Origin of the sequence: Curtobacterium sp. NPDC087082, from assembly GCF_044745045.1 — a bacterium.
Classification (GTDB): Bacteria; Actinomycetota; Actinomycetes; order Actinomycetales; family Microbacteriaceae; genus Curtobacterium.
Genome location: NZ_JBIUZN010000003.1, coordinates 319338 through 339765, shown reverse-complemented (window position 1 = coordinate 339765; position 20428 = coordinate 319338). Strand labels below are relative to the sequence as shown.

The following is a 20428-nucleotide window of genomic DNA, read 5'->3' as shown; positions in this document are numbered from 1 at the left end:
CGTCGGGAGGCGCGCCGCGCCTCCTGGGTCAGAGGGTGGAACCCTCGAGTCGCACGCGGTCGCCGCGGTACCGGTCGAAGACGGTCTGGACCGGCACGCCGTCGAGGTCGTGGTACGTGACCTCGCGCACGATGAGGGGCGCGCCGACCTCGGTACCGAGCATCTTCGCCGTGTGGGCGTCGGCCGCCTCGCTGCCGATGGTGACGAGCACCTCGCCGCGCGACGCGTCGAAGAAGTCGCGGAGCACCGTCGTCATGTTGATCGGCCCGGACAGGGTCTCGGGGGAGTGCGTGTAGCGCACCGAGAAGTAGGCGGCGCGGAGTCCGATCACGTCGTCGTCGGTGACGAGCAGGTTCTCGATCATCCGGACGTGGTCCTCGTCGATGCGGAGCCGTTCGCGCACGAGCGGGAAGCTCGGCACGATGCGGTCCTCGAAGCGCTCGACGTAGACGTGCTCGCTGTCGGCGTCGATGTCGGTGAGGGGCACGACGACCCCGCGGTGCGTGACCTTCGTCCCGACGCGCGGCCGGCGCTCGAGGAACCCGGTGTCCCGGAGCTGCGCGAGCGCGGCGCGGACGGACCCGCGGCTGGTGTCGAACAGCGTGACGAGGTCCTCTTCGGCGAGGGGAGCGTCGGGTGCGATGTGCCCCTCGCGGATCGAGGCGGTGATGAGGTCGCGGACCCGTCTCGCCGAGATCTGTCGGCCGCGTGAGGACCCGCCCTTCGCGCGCGGGTGGTCGGACAGCGTGTCGCTCATCGTGACTCCGATCGTCGCAGGATCTCACCGCCACGATGCGGCTCGGGTGCAGTGAGTATACGACGCTCGTCGCGCAGGGCAACGGATTCCTCCGAACCGCGCGAACGGCGTGAACCGTCGGACGAAGTCCCTCTCACCTGGGCTTTCCTTTCGCCGCTGGTCGCTTAATGATCCGGTTACACCCGGAGCGGTCGTCGGAAACGAACGATCGCGAGCATTGCTGACCACCACCCGATGCGACGGAAGGCCGGCACATGACCGTGAGAGAGCCCGACATCGTCGACGATGCGACCCGTGCGGAGGCCGAGCGTCTCGCCGCCCTCGACACCTCGTTGACGACGAGGCGACGAAGCGTCCGGGAGCGTCTCTGGTTCCTGCGCCCGGCCGGACTGACCGTCGCCAACGTCCTGGTGTTCGTCCTCGTCTCGTTCTTCCTCGTGCAGCTCATCCCCGGTGACCCGGTCGTGTCGGCCACCGGCGGCCGCCTGTCCGGCGCCGAGCTCGAGCAGGCGCGGGAGTCCTACGGGCTGACCGGCTCGTGGATCCAGCAGCTCGGCACCTACCTGACGCAGCTCGCCCACCTCGACTTCGGCACGTCGATCGCCACCGGCCGACCGGTCGCGCAGGACCTCGCGACCCGGGTCCCGGCGACGCTCGAGCTCGTGTTCTGGGGGCTGCTCCTCGCCTCGGCGGTGTCGCTCGTGACCGCGCACTTCATCGTCACGCACCGCCGCAACCGCTTCGCGAAGCTGCTCACCGCCTACGCCCGGTCGGCGGGCGCGCTGCCCGAGTACGTCATCGGCATCGCGTTCCTCTTCGTCTTCTACGCCGAGCTGCACTGGGCCCCGGCGCCGAGCGGCCGCCTCGACCCGCTGCTCATCGCGCCGCCCACCGTCACGAACTTCCCGATGGTGGACGCGCTCATCGCCGGGGACCCGGCAGCCCTCGCGTCGTACGCGCAGCACCTCGTGCTGCCCGTCGTCGTGATGGTCGTCGCGCACTCCCCGCTGCTCATCAAGATGCTCATCGTCAACCTGGACCAGGCGATCGACGACCCCGCCACCCGGTTCCGTGTGGCGTCCGGAGCGTCCCGCCGGACGGTCCTCGCGAGCATCTACCGCCGGGCGCTCCCCTCGGCGGTCGCCACGCTCGGCATGCTGTTCGGCCTGTTCCTCGGCGGCGCGGTGGTCCTCGAGTCGCTCTTCGGTCTCGGCGGACTCGGGCAGTACGCCGTGGACGCGGTGAACGCCTCCGACGTCTTCGCGCTGCGGTCGTTCCTCCTCGTCACCGCGGCGATGTGCCTCGTCACCTACCTCGTCACGGACATCGTCACGATGCTCCTCGACTCGAGGCGGCGCGCCGGCGTCGCCGGGAAGGACGCCTGATGGCGCTCGACACCCCCACCGCGCTGCCCGAGCCGACGACCACCGGAGCGGGGAGCACCCGCTCGACGCAGGACGGTCGCGTCGGTCGACCGGCCGGGCGCACCGGCTTCGTCCTGCGGCTCGTCCCCTTCGCCGTGCTCGTCGTGCTCGCGGTCGTCGGGCCGTACCTGGTGAACCACCCGGCCACGTCGGTGGTCGGCGGGCAGTCGGAGGCCCCGTCGGGGGAGTTCTGGTTCGGCACGGACGCGAACGGCCTCGACGTCTACTCCCGGGTGATGACCGCGTTCCGCCTCGACATCGTGATCGCGATCTGCATCACGGTCATCGCCACCGTCGTCGCCATCGTGATCGGGCTGGTCTCGGGCATGTACCAGGGCGACCGCACCGTGCTCGGGTTCGTGGCCCGCCTGCTGGGCCGCGCCGTCGACCTCGTGCAGTCGATCCCGGTGATGATCGCCGGACTCGTGATCGTGTCGTTCTTCGGACGCAACGCCGTGGTGATCACGCTCGCCCTCGCGATCGTCCTCATCCCGTTCCAGGCGCGGCTGATGCGCACCGAGGTCCTCCGCACGCGGTCGGACGGCTACGTCGACGCCGCCCGGATGTCCGGCGAGTCCGAACTGCGGCTGCTCCTGGGCCACGTGCTGCCGAACTCCGCCCGGACGACGATCGAGAACACCTCGACGATCTTCGGGATGGCGATCATCTTCTGCGCCGCCCTCGGCTTCCTCGGCGTCGGCATCCCGACACCGACCGCGGAGTGGGGCACCATGCTCGCCGCCGGTGCCCCGGACGCCGCGGTGGGGCGGTGGTGGCCGGTGCTCTTCCCGGCAGCCGCCCTCGGCCTCTCCGTCTGGTCCGCCTCGGTCCTGGTCGCGGCCTTCGTCGGCCGGTCGCGGGTCTGACGGCGACCACCCGCCCCACGCGCCCCCTCCTCCCCACCCACACCGTCCCTCCCGTCCCATCCCCTTCCCCAGGAGACCCCTGCCCATGCTGAACATGAAACGCACCATCGCCGCCGCCGCGATCGCGGTCGTCGGCGCCCTCGGTCTCGCGGCCTGCAGCGCCGGCGGGAACGCCGCCTCCAGCGCCTTCGTCATCGTCACCGCGGCCCGGCCGCAGAGCTTCTCGTACGAGACCAGCGCCACCGGGTACGAGGCCGCGGAGTTCTTCAAGAACACCGGAGCCTCGCTCATCCGCAACGAGTACGTCGACGGCACCGGCGGTCAGGCCGAGCACGAGGACTACAACAAGTTCGCCCCGGTCCTCGCGAAGAGCTACGACGTCTCGGACGACGGCCTCACCTACACCTTCCACCTCGACACGGACGCGAAGTCGACGGCGGGCAACGCACTCACCGCCGACGACGTGATCTGGAGCATCCAGCGCAAGTTCGCCGTCGAGACGAGCATCGTGCCGTTCATCAGCGCCCCGTTCATCACGAAGCCGGACCAGTTCGCGAAGGTCGACGACGAGACCGTCACCCTCACGCTCGACAAGGCGAGCTACGGCTACACGGCCCTGTCCCTGCTCGCGAACGTCGGCTACAACATCTACGACGCGAAGGTGCTCAAGGAGCACACCACGTCGAGCGACCCGTGGGCCGTGAAGTGGTCGGGCACGCACCCGAACTTCGGCTTCGGGGCCTACAAGGTGGACACCTACACGCCCGGTGAGCAGACGATCTACACCGCGAACGCCGGGTACGCCGAAGGCAAGCCGTCGATCGCCCGGATCGTCCAGCGCGTGGTCGCGGACGCCGGCCAGCGCGCCAACCTGGTGAAGTCCGGCGACGCGCAGATCGCGGCCCAGCTCCGTCCGGCCGACCAGGTCGAGCTCAAGGACGCCGACGCCGCGCAGGTGTTCGACGTGCCGACGAACGCGTACGTGTACATGCCCCTCCTCACCACGAAGGGCACGTTCAAGGACGTCGCCGTCCGCCGCGCACTCGCCGCGGCGATCCCCTACGACAAGATCAACGAGAACGTCTACCACGGTCGGGCCGACTCCATCTCGAGCATCCTCTCCGACGCCGACCCGGGCTTCGACGGCAGCGGGCTCACGGCCAACGAGACCGACCCGGCCGAGGCGAAGAAGATCCTGGCCGACGCCGGGTACACCGAGCCGGTGCAGTTCACCCTCACCGTGAACAACTCCGTCCCGGACCTGCAGGAGACCGCCGTCCAGATCCAGACCGCGGTGAAGGACGCCGGCTTCGACATGACCATCGACACGGTCAACTCGTCGACCTTCCAGGCCGGACTCGCCGCGAAGACGTTCGAGGCGTCCCTCGGTCGCGACTACGCGGTCGTGCAGTCGCCGCCCTACGTCCTGTCGCTCTTCTACACGCCGGGCTCCGCCATCAACTGGCCGGACTTCGACAACGCCGAGCTCAACCAGGCCATCGCGGACGGCAACGCCGCGGGCGACCCGACCGGGGCCGAGGCGGGCAAGTACTGGAACGCCGCGCAGAAGGTCCTGCAGGACCAGATGCCGACGATCTACATCAACTACGTGCAGCCGCTCAACGCCTTCGCGAAGGACGTCGACGGGTACGTGTTCCGCTCCGACAACGTCATCGACTACTCGCAGCTGCAGCTCGCCTCCAGCTGAGCGACGACAGGGAGACACCATGAACGACCAGTCGGCCCCGGTCCTCCGGGTCACGGACCTCAACGTCACCTACGGCACGAACCACGCCGTCCGCCACGCCGACCTCGTGGTCCGGCGCGGGGAACGCGTCGCCGTCGTGGGTGAGTCGGGCTCCGGCAAGACGAGCCTCGCGGGCGCCATCGCCGGGTTCCTCGACGCCGGGACCGTCGAGGTCGAGACCCTCGAGCTCGACGGCAGCTCGATCGAGCGGACCGGGCCGGCCGGTCGGATCCCGGTCCGGACCCCCGGGCTGTCGATGATCTTCCAGGACGCGATGTCGTCCCTCGACCCGGTGTGGACGATCGGCAGCCAGCTGGTCGCCGTGCTCCGGGCCACCGAGCGGGTGTCGAAGCGACGCGCCACCGCCGACGCCATCGAACGGCTCCGTGCCGTGGGCATCACCGACCCGGACCGGGTCATGGGTGCCGAGCCGCACGAGCTCTCCGGGGGGATGCGGCAGCGCGTGATGATGGCCATCGCGCTCGCCTCGAAACCCGCACTGCTCATCGCCGACGAACCCACGAGCGCGCTCGACGCATCGCTCGCCGTCGGTGCGATGCAACTCATGGTCGACCTCGCCGAGCAGGAGGGGACGGCGGTGCTCGTGATCACGCACGACATCGAGCTCTGCCGGCGCTTCACCGACTTCGTCGTCGTCATGTACCAGGGCGAGATCGTCGAGCAGCTGCCGTCCTCGCGACTCGACGGGGCCACTCACCCGTACACCCGTGGACTGCTCGAGTGTGTGCCGACCCTGGCGTCCGCACGGCTCGACGAACTGCCGACGCTCGAGTCGGTCCGCGCCCGACTGGAAGGAACGGCGGCATGACCGGCATCCGCATCGAGGCCACCGGGGTCGCCCGGCGCTACGGCCGCAAGACCGCCGTCCGGGACGTCTCGTTCGTCCTCGGCGCGAGCCAGCGCGTCGGCATCGTGGGGGAGTCCGGCTCGGGCAAGTCCACGATGGCGAAGATCGTCACCGGACTCGAGCGGTCCTCCGCCGGCACGATCACCGTGGACGACCGGGACCTCCGGTCGATCATGTCGACGCGTGCCGGTCGGCTCGAGTACCGACGACGGGTGCAGCTCGTCGCCCAGGACACCACCTCGACGTTCGACCCGCGACACCGCATCCGCGAGTCGCTCCGGACGCCGGCACAGATCCTCGGCGGGCACGACGTCGCCGGTGCGGACGCCGCGATCGGCGAGATCACCACGGAGCTCGGCATCGACCCGAGCTGGGTCGACCGGTACCCGTCCGAACTCTCCGGCGGCCAGCGGCAGCGCATGTCGATCGCCCGGGCGCTGGTCGTCCGACCCGACCTGCTCGTGTGCGACGAGGCCGTCTCGGCGCTCGACGTCTCGGTGCAGGGCGTCGTCCTCAACCTGCTCAAGCGCTACTCGAACGACCACGGCGCCGGCCTCATGTTCGTGTCGCACGGGCTGCCGGCGACCGCGTTCATCACGGGCGAGCTCGTCGTCATGAACCAGGGCGAGGTGGTCGAGTCCGGCCGCACGCTCGAAGTCCTCGAACACCCCAGACACCCGTACACGCAGAAGCTCGTCGACGCCCACCTGGCCGTCGAGGAGCCCGTGGCGTAGTCCCTCCCGGACGCGCCCGCCCTCCCACACGAAAGGCTCCACATGTTCCACCTCGGATGGTTCCTCGGCAACGGCTTCGGCATCCAGGCCTGGTCCGACACGAACGGCGACGGTCCCTGGACCGGCACGAACGTGACCGACTGGATGAAGCCCGACATCTACATCGACCTCGCGAAGAACCTCGAGCGCGGCGGCTTCGACTACATCCTCATCGAGGACACCGCGATGGTCGAGGACTCGTACCGCGGCACCGCCGACACCTCGCTGCGGCGCGGGTTCATGGCGCCGAAGAACGACCCCATGCCGCTCGTCCCGCTCATGACGCAGGCCACGAAGCACATCGGCATCGTCCCGACGTTCTCGACGATCCAGTACCCGCCGTACCTCGCCGCACGCCTCGGCACGACGCTCGACCACCTCACCGAGGGGCGCATCGGCATGAACGTCGTGACGAGCGTCACCGACCGCGTCGCCCAGAACTACGGCTACGAGCAGCACCTCGACCACGACGAGCGCTACCGGATGGCGATCGAGTGGGCCGACGTCGTCAAGGCCCTGCAGGGGTCCTGGGAACCGGGGGCCGTGGTCGCCGACCCGGTCGCGGGCGTCTACGCCGACCACACGAAGGTTCACCCGATCGACCACCGCGGCGAGTTCTTCCGCTCGCGCGGGCCGCTCAACACGATCCCGGGGCCGCAGGGCGTCGTCCCGATCTGCTCGGCCGGTGGATCGGAGATGGGCCGGCAGCTCGCCGCGCTCCACGACGACACGATGATCGCCCTGTCGAAGACGCCCGAGAGCGCGAAGGCGTACCGCGACGACATGCGCGCCCGGGTCGCCGCCGCCGGCCGGAACCCGGACGACGTGAAGTTCCTGTTCATCGTCACGCCGACCATCGCCGCCACCGACGCCGAGGCGCAGGCCGCGTCGGAGGCCGCCCGGCTCGCGATGTCGTCGGACAAGGCGATCGAGTACAACCTCTGGAACATGTCGTACACGTCCGGTGGTCGCATCGACTTCGGCGCGATCGACCCGGACACCCGGGTCGAGGACATCGACATCTCGAAGCAGAACGGCGAGTACACCTCGATCGAGAAGCTCTTCGAGGGGCAGCAGGGCCGCACGCTGCGCGAGGTCGTCGCCTCGTCGCACCAGGTGAATGACCTCGGGTTCGTCGGCTCGCCGGACACCGTCGCGGCGAAGATGGGCGAGTTCATGGAGCACGTCGGCGGCGACGGCTTCCTCGTCTACATGCCGACGACCCGCCTCAACATGGCGATGGTGGCCGACGGCCTCTCCCCGGCCCTGCGCCGCCGGGGGCTCATCCGCGACGAGTACACCGGCACGACGCTCCGCGAGAACCTGCGGGCGTTCTGATGCCGGGCGCCCCGGCGCTGTTCGAGGCGATCGAGCTGCGCGGCACCCGGTTCCGCAACCGGCTCTGGGTGCCCGCGCTGACGATGTTCACGGTGGAGGCGCGGGACGGCATGCCGACCCCGTTCCACCACGTGCACCTCGGCGGGCTCGCGCTCGGCGGCGCCGGGGCGATCGTGGCGGAGTGCACCGCCGTCACCCCGGAGGGCCGGGTCACGCCGTACGACCTCGGGCTCTGGGACGACGCGCAGCGCGACGCCTGGCGCCCCACCACCGCGTTCGTCCGCGACCAGGGCGTCCGCATCGGCATCCAGCTGAGCCACGGCGGTCGCAAGTCGTCCACCGGGCGGAGCTGGGACCGGGTCCGCGGCACCGTGCCCGTGGCGGACGGCGGGTGGCCCGTCGTGGGACCGTCCACCGTGCCGTACACCGGGTACGCGGCCCCGCGGGAACTCAGCACCGACGAGGTCCGCGGGATCCACCGGGCGTTCGTCGCGGCGGGCGTCCGGGCGCGCGACGCGGGGTTCGAGTTCGTCGAGCTGCACGCCGCGCACGGGTTCCTGCTGCACCAGTTCCTGTCCCCGCTCGCCAACACGCGCGACGACGAGTACGGCGGCTCGCTGCACGGACGGGCCCGCCTCCTGCTCGACGTCGTCCGCGACCTGCGCGCCGCCCTCGGCGACGGGTTCCCGATCCTGGTGCGCTTCTCGGCGACCGACTGGGTCCCCGGGGGCTGGACCGAGCAGGACACGGCGACCACGGCCTCCTGGGCGGTGGCGGCCGGCGCGGACCTGTTCGACGTGTCCACCGGCGGGATGGTCCCGGACGCCGAGATCCCGGTGTTCCCGGGTTACCAGGTCGGGCACGCGGAACGGCTGCGGGCCGCCACCGGTGCACCGGTCGGCGCGGTGGGGCTGGTCACCACCGCCGACCAGGCCGAGGCGGTCGTCGCCGAGGGCCGGGCGGACGTCGTGTTCGTCGGCCGTGAGTTCCTGCGCGACCCGCGCTTCGGGCTCCGCGCCGCCGCCGAGCTCGGCGCCTCCATCGAGTACCACCCGCTGCCGTACCACCGGGCGCAGCACCGTCCGGCACCACACCACCTCCCACGGAAGGCACACCCATGTTCCACCTCGGTTGGTTCCTCGGCTACGGCTTCGGCGTCTACGGCTGGAACGGGCAGTGGTCCGGCAACGTCCGCCACGACGTCGCCAACCCGCAGCTCTTCGTCGACGCCGCCACCTCGCTCGAGCGGGCCGGGTTCGACTTCATGATGCTCGAGGACTCGTCCGTCCTCCCCGACGTGTTCGGCTCTTCGTTCGAGCACTCGCTGCGTTCCGCGATCGTGCGGCACGACCCCATGCCGCTGGTCCCGCTGCTCGCCGCCGCGACGAAGCACCTCGGCATCATCGCGACCGCCGCGACGCCCTTCTACCCGCCGTTCCTCGCGGCCCGGCTGATGTCCACGCTCGACCACCTGACGCACGGCCGTGTCGGCATCAACCTCGTCACGGCCTCGCCGCACGCGGCCGCGCAGAACTACGGCTACGACCAGCACTTCGAGCACGACGAGCGGTACGCGATGGCCGACGAGTGGATCGACGCGGTCCGGGCGCTCTGGGACACGTGGGACGCCGACGCCCTCGTGCTCGACGAGGCGACCGGCGTCTTCGCCGACCACACGAAGGTGCGGTACGCCGACTTCGCGGGGAAGTACTACCGCACCCGTGGGCCGCTCAACACGGTCGCCAGCCCCCAGGGACACCCCGTGGTCTGCCAGGCCGGCGGCTCCCCGGCGGGTCGCGACCTCGGCGCGCGCAACGCCGACACGCTCATCGCCTCGGCACCGGGCGTCGACGCCATGCGCGAGTACGTCGACGACATGCACCGACGGATGGTCGGGTTCGGCCGCGAGGAGACGGACGCGAAGATCCTGTTCCTCGTCGAGCCCGTGCTCGCCGACACCGACGACGAGGCCGAGGCGAAACAGGCCCGACAGCTCGCCGCCACCCGGGAGAACATCGACGCGCAGCTGGCGAACCTGTCGTACACGTCCGGGTTCGACTTCGCGCAGTTCGACCTCGACGAACCGCTGCCGGCGGACCTCAAGGGCGAGAGCAACGGGCACCAGAGCGTCATCGAGGCGTTCCTGGCGAAGGCCGACGGCAAGACGCTCCGCGAGGCCCTCCCCGCGCAGCGCGACACCACGGGATCGGTCCGGCTCGTCGGCAGCCCCGAGACGGTCGCCGACCAGATGGAGGAGGCGATCGCCGCCTCGGGCGCCGACGGCTTCCTGGTCGGACTCCCGGTGACCCGGAAGAACCTCACCGAGGTCTGCGACGGACTCGCGCCGGTGCTCCGACGCCGCGGTCTGATCAGGGACGGCTACGAGCACGAGACGTTCCGCGAGAACCTGCTCGCGTTCTGACACGCGAGTTGCCGGGAGGCGCGGCTCGACTCCGCCCCTGACCTGCGGTTTCCGTGTGGTCACCACCAGGGCGGCTCGCGCAATGAACGGTAACGGCACCTTCACGACGGGGTAACCGCCACGGCGTTGGATGAGATCCGAGAGAGAGGAACGGTCGCCATGATCACCACCGTCGTCGCCGGCAACCCCAAGCCCGGCTCGCACACGCTCGAGGCCGCGACGATCGTCGCCGAACGACTCACCGGGTCCGCGCCCGACCACGTCGTCGACGTCATCGCCCTCGGCCCGGGGATCCTCGGCTGGGGCGACCCCGGAGTGCAGGCCGCGGTCGCGACCGTCGCCGCGTCCGACCTCGTCGTGGTCGCCTCGCCCACGTTCAAGGCCACCTACACGGGCGTCCTGAAGCTGTTCCTCGACCAGTTCGCGACGGCCGACGGGCTCGCCGGGGTGACCGCCGTCCCGCTCATGCTCGGCGCCGGTCCCGCGCACCACATGGCCCCCGAGGTGTTCCTCAAGCCCGTGCTCGTCGAGCTCGGCGCCACCGTGCCCGTGCAGGGCCTGTACCTGAACGACAAGCACTACACCGACGAGTCGTCGACCGAGGGCTGGCTCGCCCGCTGGCGGGACGTCGTCCTCGCCGCCGCATCCGCACCGACCAAGGAAGGCACCAGCGCATGATCAAGCCCTACACCGCCGAGTCCGCGGACCCGACGCTCCTCCGGCAGGCGTTCTCCGGGTTCCCCTGCGGCGTCGCCGCACTCTCCGCGATCGTCGACGGCGCCCCCACCGTGCTCGTCGCGTCGTCGTTCACCGTCGGCGTCTCGCAGGACCCACCGCTCGTGATGTTCGCCGTGCAGCACTCGTCGTCCACGTGGCCGGCGCTGGCCGGAGCGGAGTCGATCGGCGTCTCGGTGCTCGGCGAACGGCACGAGAACGTCACGCGGCAGCTCGCCTCGCGCGACAAGTCCGTGCGCTTCGTCGGCGTGGACACGACGGTGTCCGACACGGGCGCGGTGTTCCTCGAGGGGGCACCGATCTGGATGGAGTGCTCGGTGGAGCACACGTACCCGGCGGGCGACCACGACATCGTCGTGCTCCGCGTGAACGGCCTGATGTCCGACTTCGCGCACAGCCCCCTGGTCTGGCACCGGTCGTCGTTCGCGAAGCTGAGCGCCTGACGCGTGACGTCCGTATGCTCGCCGCATGGCTGACTTCACCGCTGAGCAGGCCGCCGTCGTGCGGATCGAACGAGCCGAGGAGGGCCGCTGGGACCTCACGGTGATCAGCGACTCGGGCGTCCGGATGGGACACGGCGAGTACCTCTTCGACGAGGCGGACGACGACGCGGCGGGGGAGCAAGCAGCGGCCCTCGACTTCGTCCGCGGCTACGGCTTCCGCTTCGAACCGGACGCCGTGATCGCCGACGGGCCCGATGCGTACTGGGCACCGCTGCTGGCGCTCGACGAGCGGTAGCGTCGGGGTCCCTGCTCAGAGGGTCGCGATCAGCTGCTCGACCCGCGCGCGGACGGCGTCCCGGACGAGGCGGACGCGGTCGATCGGCTGCCCGGCCGGGTCGTCGAGCTCCCAGTCCTCGTAGCGCTTCCCGGGGAACACCTGGCACGCGTCGCCGCAGCCCATCGTGATGACGACGTCGGACTCCCGCACGGTGTCGGTCTCGAGCACGGCGGGGACGGCAGTCGCGATGTCGATGCCCTCCTCCGCCATGGCCTCGACCGCGACGGCGTTGACGCGGTCGGCCGGTTCGCTGCCGGCCGAGAACACCCGGACGCGGTCGCCCGCGAGGTGCTGCAGGTAGCCGGCGGCCATCTGGGACCGGCCGGCGTTGTGCACGCACACGAAGAGCACGGTGGGGCGGTCGGTCACGCGAGTGCCGCCGCCTCGAAGCCGATCAGCCAGGTGACGCCGAAGACGTCCCGCACGGTGCCGTCCCAGTCGCCCCACGGACGTTCCTGCAGCGGGTCCACGACGGTGCCGTCCGAGGCGAGGTCGTCGAACCAGCCGCGGAGCACGTCGGGTTCGGCGGCGCCGAGCAGTGAGAAGAGCAGCCCGGTCGCCGAGAACGAGGTCTCGCCGGTCGGGGCGTCGGCGGCGAACAGCGTGATGCCGCCGCCGGTGAGCTGCCCGTGCGCGACCGCGTCGGCGGGGCCGTCGGTGCGCGAGAAGTCCGCGAAGGTGGCGATGCTGAGCTCGCCGCCGAAGACGTCCTGCCAGCGCCCGAGTGCCTGGAGCGCGGTGCCGTCGAACTGGAAGTAGGGCGAGGGCCCGTTCACGTTCATGCCCCGGACCCTACCGCTCAGACCGCCGCGGCGAGCGTGTCGAACGTCCGGCGCAGCAGGGCCGGAGCGTCCTCGTCGGTGACGGACCAGGTGGCGATCGCGACGTCGAAGCACCCGAGCGCGGCCTGCACGAGGACGGCCGCACCGAGCTCGGCGCCGTCGGGGTCCCCGGCGCGCAGCCGCTCGGTCAGGATCGGCGTCAGGACGTCCGCCCAGGCGAGGTGCTTCTCGAGGTTGCGGGCGCGGAGCGAGGGCGTCGACATCATGACGCGGACCGACCGCCGACCGGACTCGGGGTCCTCGTCGGCGCGGACCATCATGCCGACGAACGCCTCGCGCAGCGCGGTCCAGGCCGGTTCGTCGTCCGGACGCTCCCGGAGCGCCTCCGCGAGCGCACCCCGGTGTCGCAGTGGATCGCCGATGACGGCGTCCTCCTTCGCCGGGAAGTACCGGTGGAAGCTCCGCGCCGAGATGCCGACCTCGGCCGCGATCTGCTCGACGGTGACGGCGTCGAACCCGTCGCGGTCGAACCGGGCGACGGCGACCGCCGCGATCCGCGCGCGCACGGCTTCACGCGTGATGTCCCGCAGTCCGGTCCGCGCGCTCGTCTCACCCACGACGGCATCGTACCGAGGAAGGCGGGACATGACCAAGTTGTCATAGACTGACAGAACGGGCGTACAGTGTCATCGTATCGCCAGACACGACGGAAGGACGGCACATGCAGCAGCGCACTCTCGGGACCCAGGGCCTCACGGTCGGATCCATCGGCTACGGCGCGATGGGGACGGTCTTCGCGTACGGGCCCGCCGACGACACCGAGTCCATCGCGGCGATCCGTCGCGCGCACGACCTCGGCGTCACCCACTTCGACACCGCCGAGATGTACGGGTGGGGTGCCGGGGAACGACTCCTCGGTGCGGCCTTGGCGCCCGTCCGCGACGAGGTCACCATCGCCACCAAGTTCGGCTTCACCGCGGACGACTGGGCGCCCGACTCCCGCCCCGAGCACATCCGCGAGGTCGTCGACCAGAGCCTGCGGAACCTCGGCACCGACTCGATCGACCTCCTCTACCAGCACGTCCACGACCCGGCGGTGCCGATCGAGGACGTCGTCGGCGTGATGGCGGAGTACGTACAGGCCGGCAAGGTCAAGTACCTCGGGCTCTCGAACACCGACGGCGACCAGCTCCGTCGGGCCCACGCCGTGCACCCGATCTCGGCGTTCCAGACCGAGTACTCCGTGTTCGCCCGGGAGTCCGAGGAACTCTTCCCGCTCGTCGACGAGCTCGGCATCGGGCTCGTGGCCTACTCCCCGCTCGCGCGCGGGTTCCTGGGCGGGGCCGTCCAGCCGCGGTCCGCCTACCCCGAGGACGACATCCGGCACATGCTCGAGTGGTGGGCACCGGAGCACTTCGACCAGAACGTCGCGGTCGTCCGGGCACTGACCGCGATCTCCGACGAGCACGGCGTCTCGCTCTCGCAGCTGTCCCTCGCGTGGATCCTGGCGCAGCGGGACGACGTCGTCCCGATCCCGGGGTCGAAGAACCCCGACCGGGTCGCGCAGAACGTCGCGGCGGCCGGTGTCGTCCTCACGGCCGACGACCTGGCGCGCATCGACGCGCTCTCGCGCGACGTGCGCGGCAAGCGCATCGAGAGCCGGGTCTGACCGGCGTCGGTGCGCAGTGGGCGCGACCGGTGACGGACGGGAGGCGCGGTGCGGGCCCGCACCGCGCCTCCCGTCCGTCGCGCCCCCGGTCCGTCAGCCGAACAGCGCGAGGGCCTCGTCGACGACGTCCTCGGGGCGGCCCTCGCCGTGCGTCGCCCACCACGTGAGCGCGGTGCTCGCCGCCGCCGCGAGGGCGTGTGCGCGGACCCGCGTCGCGAGGTCGTCGACCGAGCCGCCGTCCCGCTCGGCCACGAACCGCTCGATCACCCCGGTGAGGGCCGTGGACGCGGCCTCCCCACCGCGCTCGAGGGAGGGGTTCGCGCGGATGACCCGCAGGCGGTGGCGGGTGATCTCGATCGTGTCGTCCGGGAACGTGGCACCGACCCGGTACGCGGCGCGGAGCGCGACCCACGCGGACTCGGACGCCGGACGGAGGCGGAGCTCGTCGGTGAAGCGCACCGCGAACTCGTCGAGGCCGCCCCACACGAGCGAGGCCTTGCTCGGGAAGAGCCGGAACAACGAGCGGCGGCTGACCCCGGCGGCCGTCGCGACGTCGTCCATCGAGACGGCGTCGAAGCCCTGCTCGTCGAAGAGCCGCAGGGCGACGAGCGACACCGCGGCGGGGTCGATCGTCCGCGGGCGTCCGGTCGGCCGGTCGCTCGTCGAGCTCATGGATTCCTTTCGGCACTGAGTGCTACAACTGTGGTGGCGCAGCGAGCGCCTCTCAGTGAGGAGACGACATGACCGACACCACCGCCGGACGGTTCACCGGCAGGACCATCATCGTCACCGGAGCGGGTTCCGGCATCGGACGCGCCACGGCGACGCGCATCGCGAACGAGGGCGGGCGGGTGATCACCACCGACGTCGTCGCCGAACGGCTCGATGTGCTGCGCGCCGAACTCGTCGACGCCGCCGGCCTCGACGTCGAGACCGTCATCGGCGACGTCGCCGCGCCCGAGACGATCGACGCGCTCCTCGCCGCCGCGGGCGACCGGGTCGACGGGCTCGCGAACGTCGCCGGCATCATGGACGCGTTCCTCCCGCCGAGCGAGGTCGACGACGCCACCTGGGACCGCGTCTTCAGTGTGAACGTCACCGGGCCGATGCGGCTCACCCGAGCGGTCCTGCCGTTGATGATCGCCGCCGGACGCGGTGCGGTCGTGAACGTGGCGTCCGAGGCGGCGCTCCGGGCGTCGGCCGCCGGTGCTGCGTACACGGCGTCGAAGCACGCGATCGCCGGGTTCACGAAGAGCGTCGCGTTCTTCCACGGACCACAGGGCATCCGCGCCAACGCCGTCGCGCCCGGTGCGGTGGCGACGAACATCGAGGCGCCGATGCGCAGCGAGTACGCGGCCGGACGGGTGGGGCCGATCATGCAGACGACGATCCCGCCGGTGGCGCAGCCCGAGCAGCTCGCGGCGGCGATCACGTGGTTGCTCAGCGACGACTCGGCCAACGTGAACGGCGCGGTGCTGCCGAGCGACGGCGGGTGGTCGGTGGTCTGAGCGGGGGAGCCGACCGCGAGGGGTGGTGCCTACGTCTCGCTGTCGCGGACGAACGTTGCGAAGCCCGGGATCGTGAACTCGAGCGTGCCGCGGTCAGCGGGCTGGATGAGTCCCTTGTCGATCAGTCGTGCACGGGGCGTGGAGAGCTGGTTGCTGCCCGTGTTCAGCGACGCCGCGATCGCAGCGCGCGACACCGGCCCGTCCCCGTGTTCAGCGATGGCTGCGAGCATGCGTCGTTCCGACGGAGAGCATGCAGACCATCGTGCTCGGAACAAGGCATCGAGATCCGCCTGCATCGCGTCGCGTCCGTGCTCGACCGCGCTGAGCTCGATGGCGCTTCCCGGATCGGGCCGTCCTGCAGCCGTCCAGGCCGCATCCGCGATGAGTTGGACGAAGTAGGGGTATCCCTGCGCGATCGCGAGCGCACGGTCGACCGCAGGCTGCGTCCAGTGGACCCCGAGTGCGCGAGCGGGTCCGATGAGTGCGATCTCCTCGGCCTCGCGGTGGAGCGGCCCGAGCGGGCGGTACGCAAGCCGTTCGCTGAACGTGACGATCCCGGCGATGGTCTCGGGTGCGTTCGGGAGCCCTGCAGCGAACACGGCCGCCGGGACGTCCGCGCCTTCGGCTTGGAGATGTTGCCAGGCGTACACCAGTGTCCGGAGCCCCGAGGGATCTGCGGACTGGATCTCGTCGATCAGGATCACCAGTGGTCGTTCCGCGACGGCCGCCCGGATCACTGCCTCGAGAGCACGCGCTCCGGACTGGTCCGGACGGTCACCGTCGGTCGGTGGTCGGAACGTGCTGGTCGCGGTCGCGATGCCGGGGACCCCGACCGAGAGCTGCAGTGTCTCGATCCGTTCCCGCAGCCCGGTCCTGACGTGCTCGGCCAAGCCGTCCGTGATGGTGTGGACACTCGCTGCGATCTGCGCGATGAGTCCTTGCTCCTCGCCCGCGGTCACCCACACCGTCGCCGCGCCGCGGGCCGACGCGCGTCGCTGGTACTCGCGGAGCAGCGACGTCTTCCCGAATCCTCGGGCGGCGTGGTCGACGCGGATCCGTCCGACGAGCCGCCCGAGGTCGATGAGCGTCGAGAGGCGTTCGTCGACCTCGGCGAGCTGCCGGGCGCGACCGGGCACGATCCGTGCGACTTCTCCGGGCGTGTACGGACTCGGCTGCATCAATCCTCGATCGATTGTTATGAAACTGCTCTTTCATAACAGTGTATCGGCGCGGGTGACGCCGCCTCCACTGCCGACATGACCGAGGTCCCCGACGCCCGCTACGACTGGGGCCGGTTCGCCCCCGACTCCGCGAACGACGGATGCTGAGGTGATCTACCAACAGGGGGCGGAGTGGTAGAAAACTACCGATTGCGGTAGTTTTCTACCACTATGCAGCTCCAACGTCCGTTCGCCTCCGTGACCACTGCGGTCGACGGCGACGTGCTGATGGTGCTCTCCCGAGCGGCCGGACCGATGACGATCGCGGACATCAGTCGGCTCGTGCCCGATCGCTCGTACGCCGGTGTGCGGAACAGCGCCGACCGGCTGACGGAACAGGGCATCGTCACCGGGTTCCGGACCGGACGGACGAAGGCGTTCGCGCTGAACCCCGACCACCTCGCCGCTGGTGCGGTCCGAGCGCTGGCGGACATGCGGCGCGAGCTCCTCGAGCGGCTCACCGTCGGGTGCGACGGCCTCCCACTCCGGTACGCGGCCGTGTTCGGCTCCGGTGCCCGGGGTGAGATGCGGCCGGACAGTGACCTCGACCTCTGCTTCGTCGTCATCGCCGGGCGTCGTCCCGAGGCGGAGGACGCCGTCCACGCGCTGTGCGAACGCGCGCAGAGGTGGACCGGGAACGTCGTGCGTCCCGTGGTCTTCGACGAGAGCGAGATCGAGGCTGCGGATCCGCTCCTCGCGTCCGTCGCCAGGGACGGTGTTCCCATCGCAGGTGATGGTCGTTGGCTGTCCCGGAAGCTCCGTACGCTGGCCGGGTGACACCGCGTACCGGCACCACCGCGCAGGGCGACGAGTCGTTCCGCCGGGGCCGACTCGCGAAGGCCACCGAGTTCCTCGACGCTGCCGACACGCTGCGAGAGCTCGGGGGAGAGTCGGGGGTGCTCACCTCGACGTCGCCGTTCGCGAACGCCTTCGTCGTGCAGTGCGTGCTGAGCGGGATCGCCGCGGCGGACGCGATCTGCGTCGCGAAGCACCTCGAGGTACTCCTCGCCGTGAAGAACAAGGCCGAGTACAACGCGAAGTCCGTGAGTGACACGGACATCGTGCGCGCGGGGGCGGCGGCCGAGGCACTGGAGTCGGCGGCGCGCTCGGACTGAGCGGCCGCCTACACTGCCGACATGACCGAGGTCCCCGACGCCCGCTCCGACTGGGGCCGGTTCGCCCCCGACTCCGTCGAGCGGCGGATGCTCGACGACACCGGGACCGCACTCGGGCTCGTCCTCCGTCCCCGCACCGTCGTGCTCGACCGTGCCCGGGTCGAGGTCGAGGGCATCGACGCCGACGACCGCGTGGTCGTGCAGCTCGTGGCGAACCAGGGCGCCTACAAGCCGGCCTGGCGCAACAAGGTGATGGCCGACCTGTTCAAGCTGCTGTGGCTGCGGCAGTCCGTCCCCGGAGCCGAGCGGGCCGTCCTCGTCGTCGCCGAACCGGCAGCGCGGGCGCTCGCCGGGTGGGTCTCGGTGGCCGCCGAGGACCTCGGGATCGAGGTGCTCGTCTGGGACGGGCGGACGGCGGCGCCCTCGCAGCGCTGACCCCGTGCAGTCGTTCACACGTTCGCAACACATGTGGCCAGACTCCGTAACACGAGCGTCCTAACCTCATCACCAGCAGCGGATTTCCGCGTCGCAGACGAACCCGAGCTCGCGACGCACGCTCTCCGCCATACGAGACCGAGCCTGCGTGCTCGCCGACGGTATGGAGGAACGGATGACCACAGCAGCGGTCCGGGTGGACGCGGTGCGCAAGGTGTACGGCAGCGGTCCGAGCGCCATGGTGGCCCTCGACGACGTCGAGCTGACGATCGAGCCCGCGAAGTTCGTGTCGCTCATCGGCCCGAGCGGCTGCGGGAAGTCGACGCTGCTGCGGCTCGTCGCCGGCCTCGAGCCCGCCGACCGTGGCGACGTGCAGGTCCACGGCGTCACCCCGGCGCAGGCGTGCGCGGCGAAGCTCATCGGCCTCGTGCCCCAGACGCCGGCGCTGCTGCCCTGGCTCACCGTGCTGCAGAACGTCTCCCTCGCCGGCCGGGTCAACCCCGGTGCCGGGCGTCGGCGCGCCGCCATCGAGGACCTCGCTGAGCGCGGTGCGGACAGCGGCCCGGACATGCGACAGCTGCTCCGGATGGCCGGGCTCGGCGAGGCGGAGGACAAGCTGCCCGCCCAGCTCTCCGGTGGCATGCAACAGCGTGCGGCGATCGTCCGGGCGTTCGGCCTGCGCCCCGACGTGCTGCTCATGGACGAGCCGTTCTCGGCCCTCGACGAGTTCACCCGCGAGGCCCTGCAGGACCAGCTGCTCGACCTCTGGGACGAGCTGCGGACGACGGTGCTCTTCGTCACGCACTCGGTGTCCGAGGCAGTCCGGATGTCGGACACCGTGGTCGTGATGGCGCCGCGTCCCGGGCGCATCGTCGACGTCATCGACATCGACCTGCCGCGACCGCGGAACCAGCGTCTGTTCGAGGAACGGCGCTTCCACGAGTACGAGGACCTCGTCCGCACGCGGTTGCACAGCGCGTGGCGTGCGACGGACGCGGCCTGAGGGAGACGACACGATGACCACCACCAGCACGACCTCCACAGCCTCCGCCACGACCACCACCGCCGAGTCCGAGGCCGCAGCGACCCGTCGGCCGCTCCCCGGTTGGATCCGTCCGACGGTCTGGGCGCCCCTCGTCGTGATGCTCGCCGTCCTCGCCGTGCTCTGGCAGATCGGCGCGACGACGATGCCGTACCTGCTGCCGCCGCTGCCCGCGGTGGGGGAGACCCTCGCCACGCAGCTGCCCTACTACCTGCAGAACGCCGGGATCACCCTCGTCGAGTCGCTCGTCGGCCTCGGCATCGGGTTCGTGGCCGCGTTCGTCCTCGCCGTGCTGACGAGCGAGCTGCCGATCGTCCGCCGCGCGGTGATGCCGATCGCGATCGTCCTCAACGTGACGCCGCTCGTCGCGATCGCCCCGGCCCTGGTGGTGGCGTTCGGGTTCGGCCCGCTGCCGAAGCTCGTGATCACGGCGCTCATCTGCTTCTTCCCGATCCTCATCAACACCGCGGCCGGGCTCCGGTCCGTCCCGCAGCCCGTGCTGCAGGTGTACCGGACGATCGACGCGTCCCGCCTCGAGATGCTCGTGCACCTGCGCATCCCGAACGCCCTGCCGTTCGTCTTCGCGGCGCTCCGCATCGTGTTCCCGCTGTCGATCATCGGCGCGGTCGTGGCGGAACTCTCCGCGTCGGGGTCGACGGGCGGACTCGGCACCGTGATCAGCACGGCGTCGTCCATGAACCAGCTCGCCGTGGTGTACGCCGCGATCGCGATCCTCGCGGTGATGGGCGTGGTCCTGCTCGGACTCATCTCGCTCGTCGAGCGGCGGGTCCTCCGCTGGCACCGCACCGCGAACGACTGACGGCGACCGCCGCCCGACGCCCCGCCGCCCCGCCGCCCCGCCACCCGCCGCACCGCCCGGCCACCGCACCACCGCACCGCCGCCCAGCAGCACCACCCGTCGGCGCGAGCCTGCCCACGCGACGCCA

The 20428-nt window shown here is 70.9% G+C and carries 23 protein-coding genes and 1 pseudogene; 18 read left to right on the top strand and 6 right to left on the bottom strand.

From position 1 onward, the window contains the following. Window positions 1-28 precede the first annotated feature (28 nt). Window positions 29-757, bottom strand: coding sequence for a GntR family transcriptional regulator (locus tag ACIPEP_RS10640; protein WP_071295324.1), 729 nt, complete (start codon window positions 755-757; stop codon window positions 29-31). Between the two features lie 254 nt (window positions 758-1011). On the opposite strand from ACIPEP_RS10640, the gene ACIPEP_RS10635 reads away from it, so the two are divergent. The 11 genes and pseudogenes from ACIPEP_RS10635 to ACIPEP_RS10585 all read left to right on the top strand — a co-directional run bounded on the left by ACIPEP_RS10635 (window position 1012) and on the right by ACIPEP_RS10585 (window position 11668). Further along, complete coding sequence (locus ACIPEP_RS10635) at window positions 1012-2142, top strand: ABC transporter permease (RefSeq protein ID WP_402717238.1); 1131 nt, start codon at window positions 1012-1014, stop codon at window positions 2140-2142. Beyond that, on the top strand, window positions 2142-3047 hold the full coding sequence (locus tag ACIPEP_RS10630) for an ABC transporter permease (RefSeq protein WP_229086725.1): 906 nt from the start codon (window positions 2142-2144) through the stop codon (window positions 3045-3047). The genes ACIPEP_RS10635 and ACIPEP_RS10630 overlap by 1 nt, the downstream gene beginning before the upstream one ends. Window positions 3048-3141: 94 nt before the next feature. Further along, complete coding sequence (locus ACIPEP_RS10625; protein WP_402717237.1) at window positions 3142-4755, top strand: ABC transporter substrate-binding protein; 1614 nt, start codon at window positions 3142-3144, stop codon at window positions 4753-4755. A gap of 19 nt (window positions 4756-4774) precedes the next feature. Next, the gene (locus tag ACIPEP_RS10620; RefSeq protein WP_402717236.1) at window positions 4775-5623 is read left to right on the top strand and encodes an ABC transporter ATP-binding protein; all 849 of its coding nucleotides are present in this window, start codon (window positions 4775-4777) and stop codon (window positions 5621-5623) included. Continuing rightward, window positions 5620-6396, top strand: coding sequence for an ABC transporter ATP-binding protein (locus ACIPEP_RS10615; protein WP_402717235.1), 777 nt, complete (start codon window positions 5620-5622; stop codon window positions 6394-6396). The genes ACIPEP_RS10620 and ACIPEP_RS10615 overlap by 4 nt, the downstream gene beginning before the upstream one ends. Before the next feature lie 42 nt (window positions 6397-6438). Then, window positions 6439-7773 carry an NtaA/DmoA family FMN-dependent monooxygenase gene (locus tag ACIPEP_RS10610; protein WP_022907949.1) on the top strand — a complete coding sequence of 445 codons (1335 nt, stop codon included), beginning with the start codon at window positions 6439-6441 and terminating at the stop codon, window positions 7771-7773. Next, on the top strand, window positions 7773-9041 hold the full coding sequence (locus ACIPEP_RS10605) for an NADH:flavin oxidoreductase/NADH oxidase (protein WP_402717234.1): 1269 nt from the start codon (window positions 7773-7775) through the stop codon (window positions 9039-9041). Before ACIPEP_RS10610 ends, ACIPEP_RS10605 begins: the two co-directional genes overlap by 1 nt. Continuing rightward, window positions 9020-10195, top strand: a pseudogene (locus tag ACIPEP_RS10600) (NtaA/DmoA family FMN-dependent monooxygenase); the annotation flags it as partial. The gene ACIPEP_RS10605 and the pseudogene ACIPEP_RS10600, both read left to right, overlap by 22 nt. A 159-nt stretch (window positions 10196-10354) precedes the next feature. Beyond that, complete coding sequence (locus ACIPEP_RS10595; protein WP_092384449.1) at window positions 10355-10873, top strand: NADPH-dependent FMN reductase; 519 nt, start codon at window positions 10355-10357, stop codon at window positions 10871-10873. Then, entirely contained in the window at window positions 10870-11373 is a 504-nt protein-coding gene (locus tag ACIPEP_RS10590; RefSeq protein ID WP_071295318.1) for a flavin reductase family protein, read from the top strand. The genes ACIPEP_RS10595 and ACIPEP_RS10590 overlap by 4 nt, the downstream gene beginning before the upstream one ends. Before the next feature lie 25 nt (window positions 11374-11398). Further along, window positions 11399-11668: a hypothetical protein gene (locus tag ACIPEP_RS10585; RefSeq protein ID WP_402717233.1), complete on the top strand. Its 270-nt coding sequence runs from the start codon at window positions 11399-11401 to the stop codon at window positions 11666-11668. A 15-nt stretch (window positions 11669-11683) separates the two neighbouring features. Here the strand turns inward: ACIPEP_RS10585 and ACIPEP_RS10580 are convergent, their stop codons facing one another. From ACIPEP_RS10580 to ACIPEP_RS10570, 3 genes are read right to left on the bottom strand one after another with little or no spacing between them, the layout of a single operon-like run. Further along, on the bottom strand, window positions 11684-12079 hold the full coding sequence (locus ACIPEP_RS10580) for an arsenate reductase ArsC (RefSeq protein WP_402717232.1): 396 nt from the start codon (window positions 12077-12079) through the stop codon (window positions 11684-11686). Then, window positions 12076-12492, bottom strand: a complete 417-nt coding sequence (locus tag ACIPEP_RS10575; RefSeq protein ID WP_175495971.1) for a VOC family protein — start codon at window positions 12490-12492, stop codon at window positions 12076-12078. Before ACIPEP_RS10575 ends, ACIPEP_RS10580 begins: the two co-directional genes overlap by 4 nt. A 17-nt stretch (window positions 12493-12509) precedes the next feature. Further along, window positions 12510-13109 (bottom strand): TetR family transcriptional regulator, encoded by a 600-nt coding sequence (locus ACIPEP_RS10570; protein ID WP_229087305.1) that lies wholly within the window; start codon window positions 13107-13109, stop codon window positions 12510-12512. A 104-nt stretch (window positions 13110-13213) separates the two neighbouring features. Between ACIPEP_RS10570 and ACIPEP_RS10565 the strand changes: the two genes are divergently transcribed. Beyond that, on the top strand, window positions 13214-14161 hold the full coding sequence (locus tag ACIPEP_RS10565) for an aldo/keto reductase (protein ID WP_402717231.1): 948 nt from the start codon (window positions 13214-13216) through the stop codon (window positions 14159-14161). Between the two features lie 93 nt (window positions 14162-14254). On the opposite strand, the gene ACIPEP_RS10560 is transcribed toward ACIPEP_RS10565, so the two are convergent. Then, a complete protein-coding gene (locus tag ACIPEP_RS10560) occupies window positions 14255-14833 on the bottom strand; it encodes a TetR/AcrR family transcriptional regulator (RefSeq protein ID WP_261645734.1) in 579 nt (192 codons plus the stop codon). 68 nt (window positions 14834-14901) lie between these two features. Here ACIPEP_RS10560 and ACIPEP_RS10555 point away from each other — a divergent pair, with 68 nt between their 5' ends. Next, window positions 14902-15669: an SDR family NAD(P)-dependent oxidoreductase gene (locus ACIPEP_RS10555; RefSeq protein ID WP_402717230.1), complete on the top strand. Its 768-nt coding sequence runs from the start codon at window positions 14902-14904 to the stop codon at window positions 15667-15669. A gap of 29 nt (window positions 15670-15698) precedes the next feature. Here the strand turns inward: ACIPEP_RS10555 and ACIPEP_RS10550 are convergent, their stop codons facing one another. Further along, entirely contained in the window at window positions 15699-16847 is a 1149-nt protein-coding gene (locus ACIPEP_RS10550; protein ID WP_402717229.1) for an ATP-binding protein, read from the bottom strand. Window positions 16848-17087: 240 nt separating this feature from the next. Here ACIPEP_RS10550 and ACIPEP_RS10545 point away from each other — a divergent pair, with 240 nt between their 5' ends. The 5 genes from ACIPEP_RS10545 to ACIPEP_RS10525 all read left to right on the top strand — a co-directional run bounded on the left by ACIPEP_RS10545 (window position 17088) and on the right by ACIPEP_RS10525 (window position 20301). Next, window positions 17088-17666 (top strand): nucleotidyltransferase domain-containing protein, encoded by a 579-nt coding sequence (locus ACIPEP_RS10545; RefSeq protein WP_402717228.1) that lies wholly within the window; start codon window positions 17088-17090, stop codon window positions 17664-17666. Beyond that, window positions 17663-18004: a hypothetical protein gene (locus ACIPEP_RS10540; protein ID WP_402717227.1), complete on the top strand. Its 342-nt coding sequence runs from the start codon at window positions 17663-17665 to the stop codon at window positions 18002-18004. Before ACIPEP_RS10545 ends, ACIPEP_RS10540 begins: the two co-directional genes overlap by 4 nt. A 21-nt stretch (window positions 18005-18025) precedes the next feature. Continuing rightward, window positions 18026-18439 (top strand): hypothetical protein, encoded by a 414-nt coding sequence (locus tag ACIPEP_RS10535; protein ID WP_070416859.1) that lies wholly within the window; start codon window positions 18026-18028, stop codon window positions 18437-18439. Window positions 18440-18614: 175 nt separating this feature from the next. Next, window positions 18615-19442, top strand: a complete 828-nt coding sequence (locus ACIPEP_RS10530; RefSeq protein ID WP_402717226.1) for an ABC transporter ATP-binding protein — start codon at window positions 18615-18617, stop codon at window positions 19440-19442. 13 nt (window positions 19443-19455) lie between these two features. Then, the gene (locus ACIPEP_RS10525; protein WP_083295048.1) at window positions 19456-20301 is read left to right on the top strand and encodes an ABC transporter permease; all 846 of its coding nucleotides are present in this window, start codon (window positions 19456-19458) and stop codon (window positions 20299-20301) included. Window positions 20302-20428 lie beyond the last annotated feature (127 nt).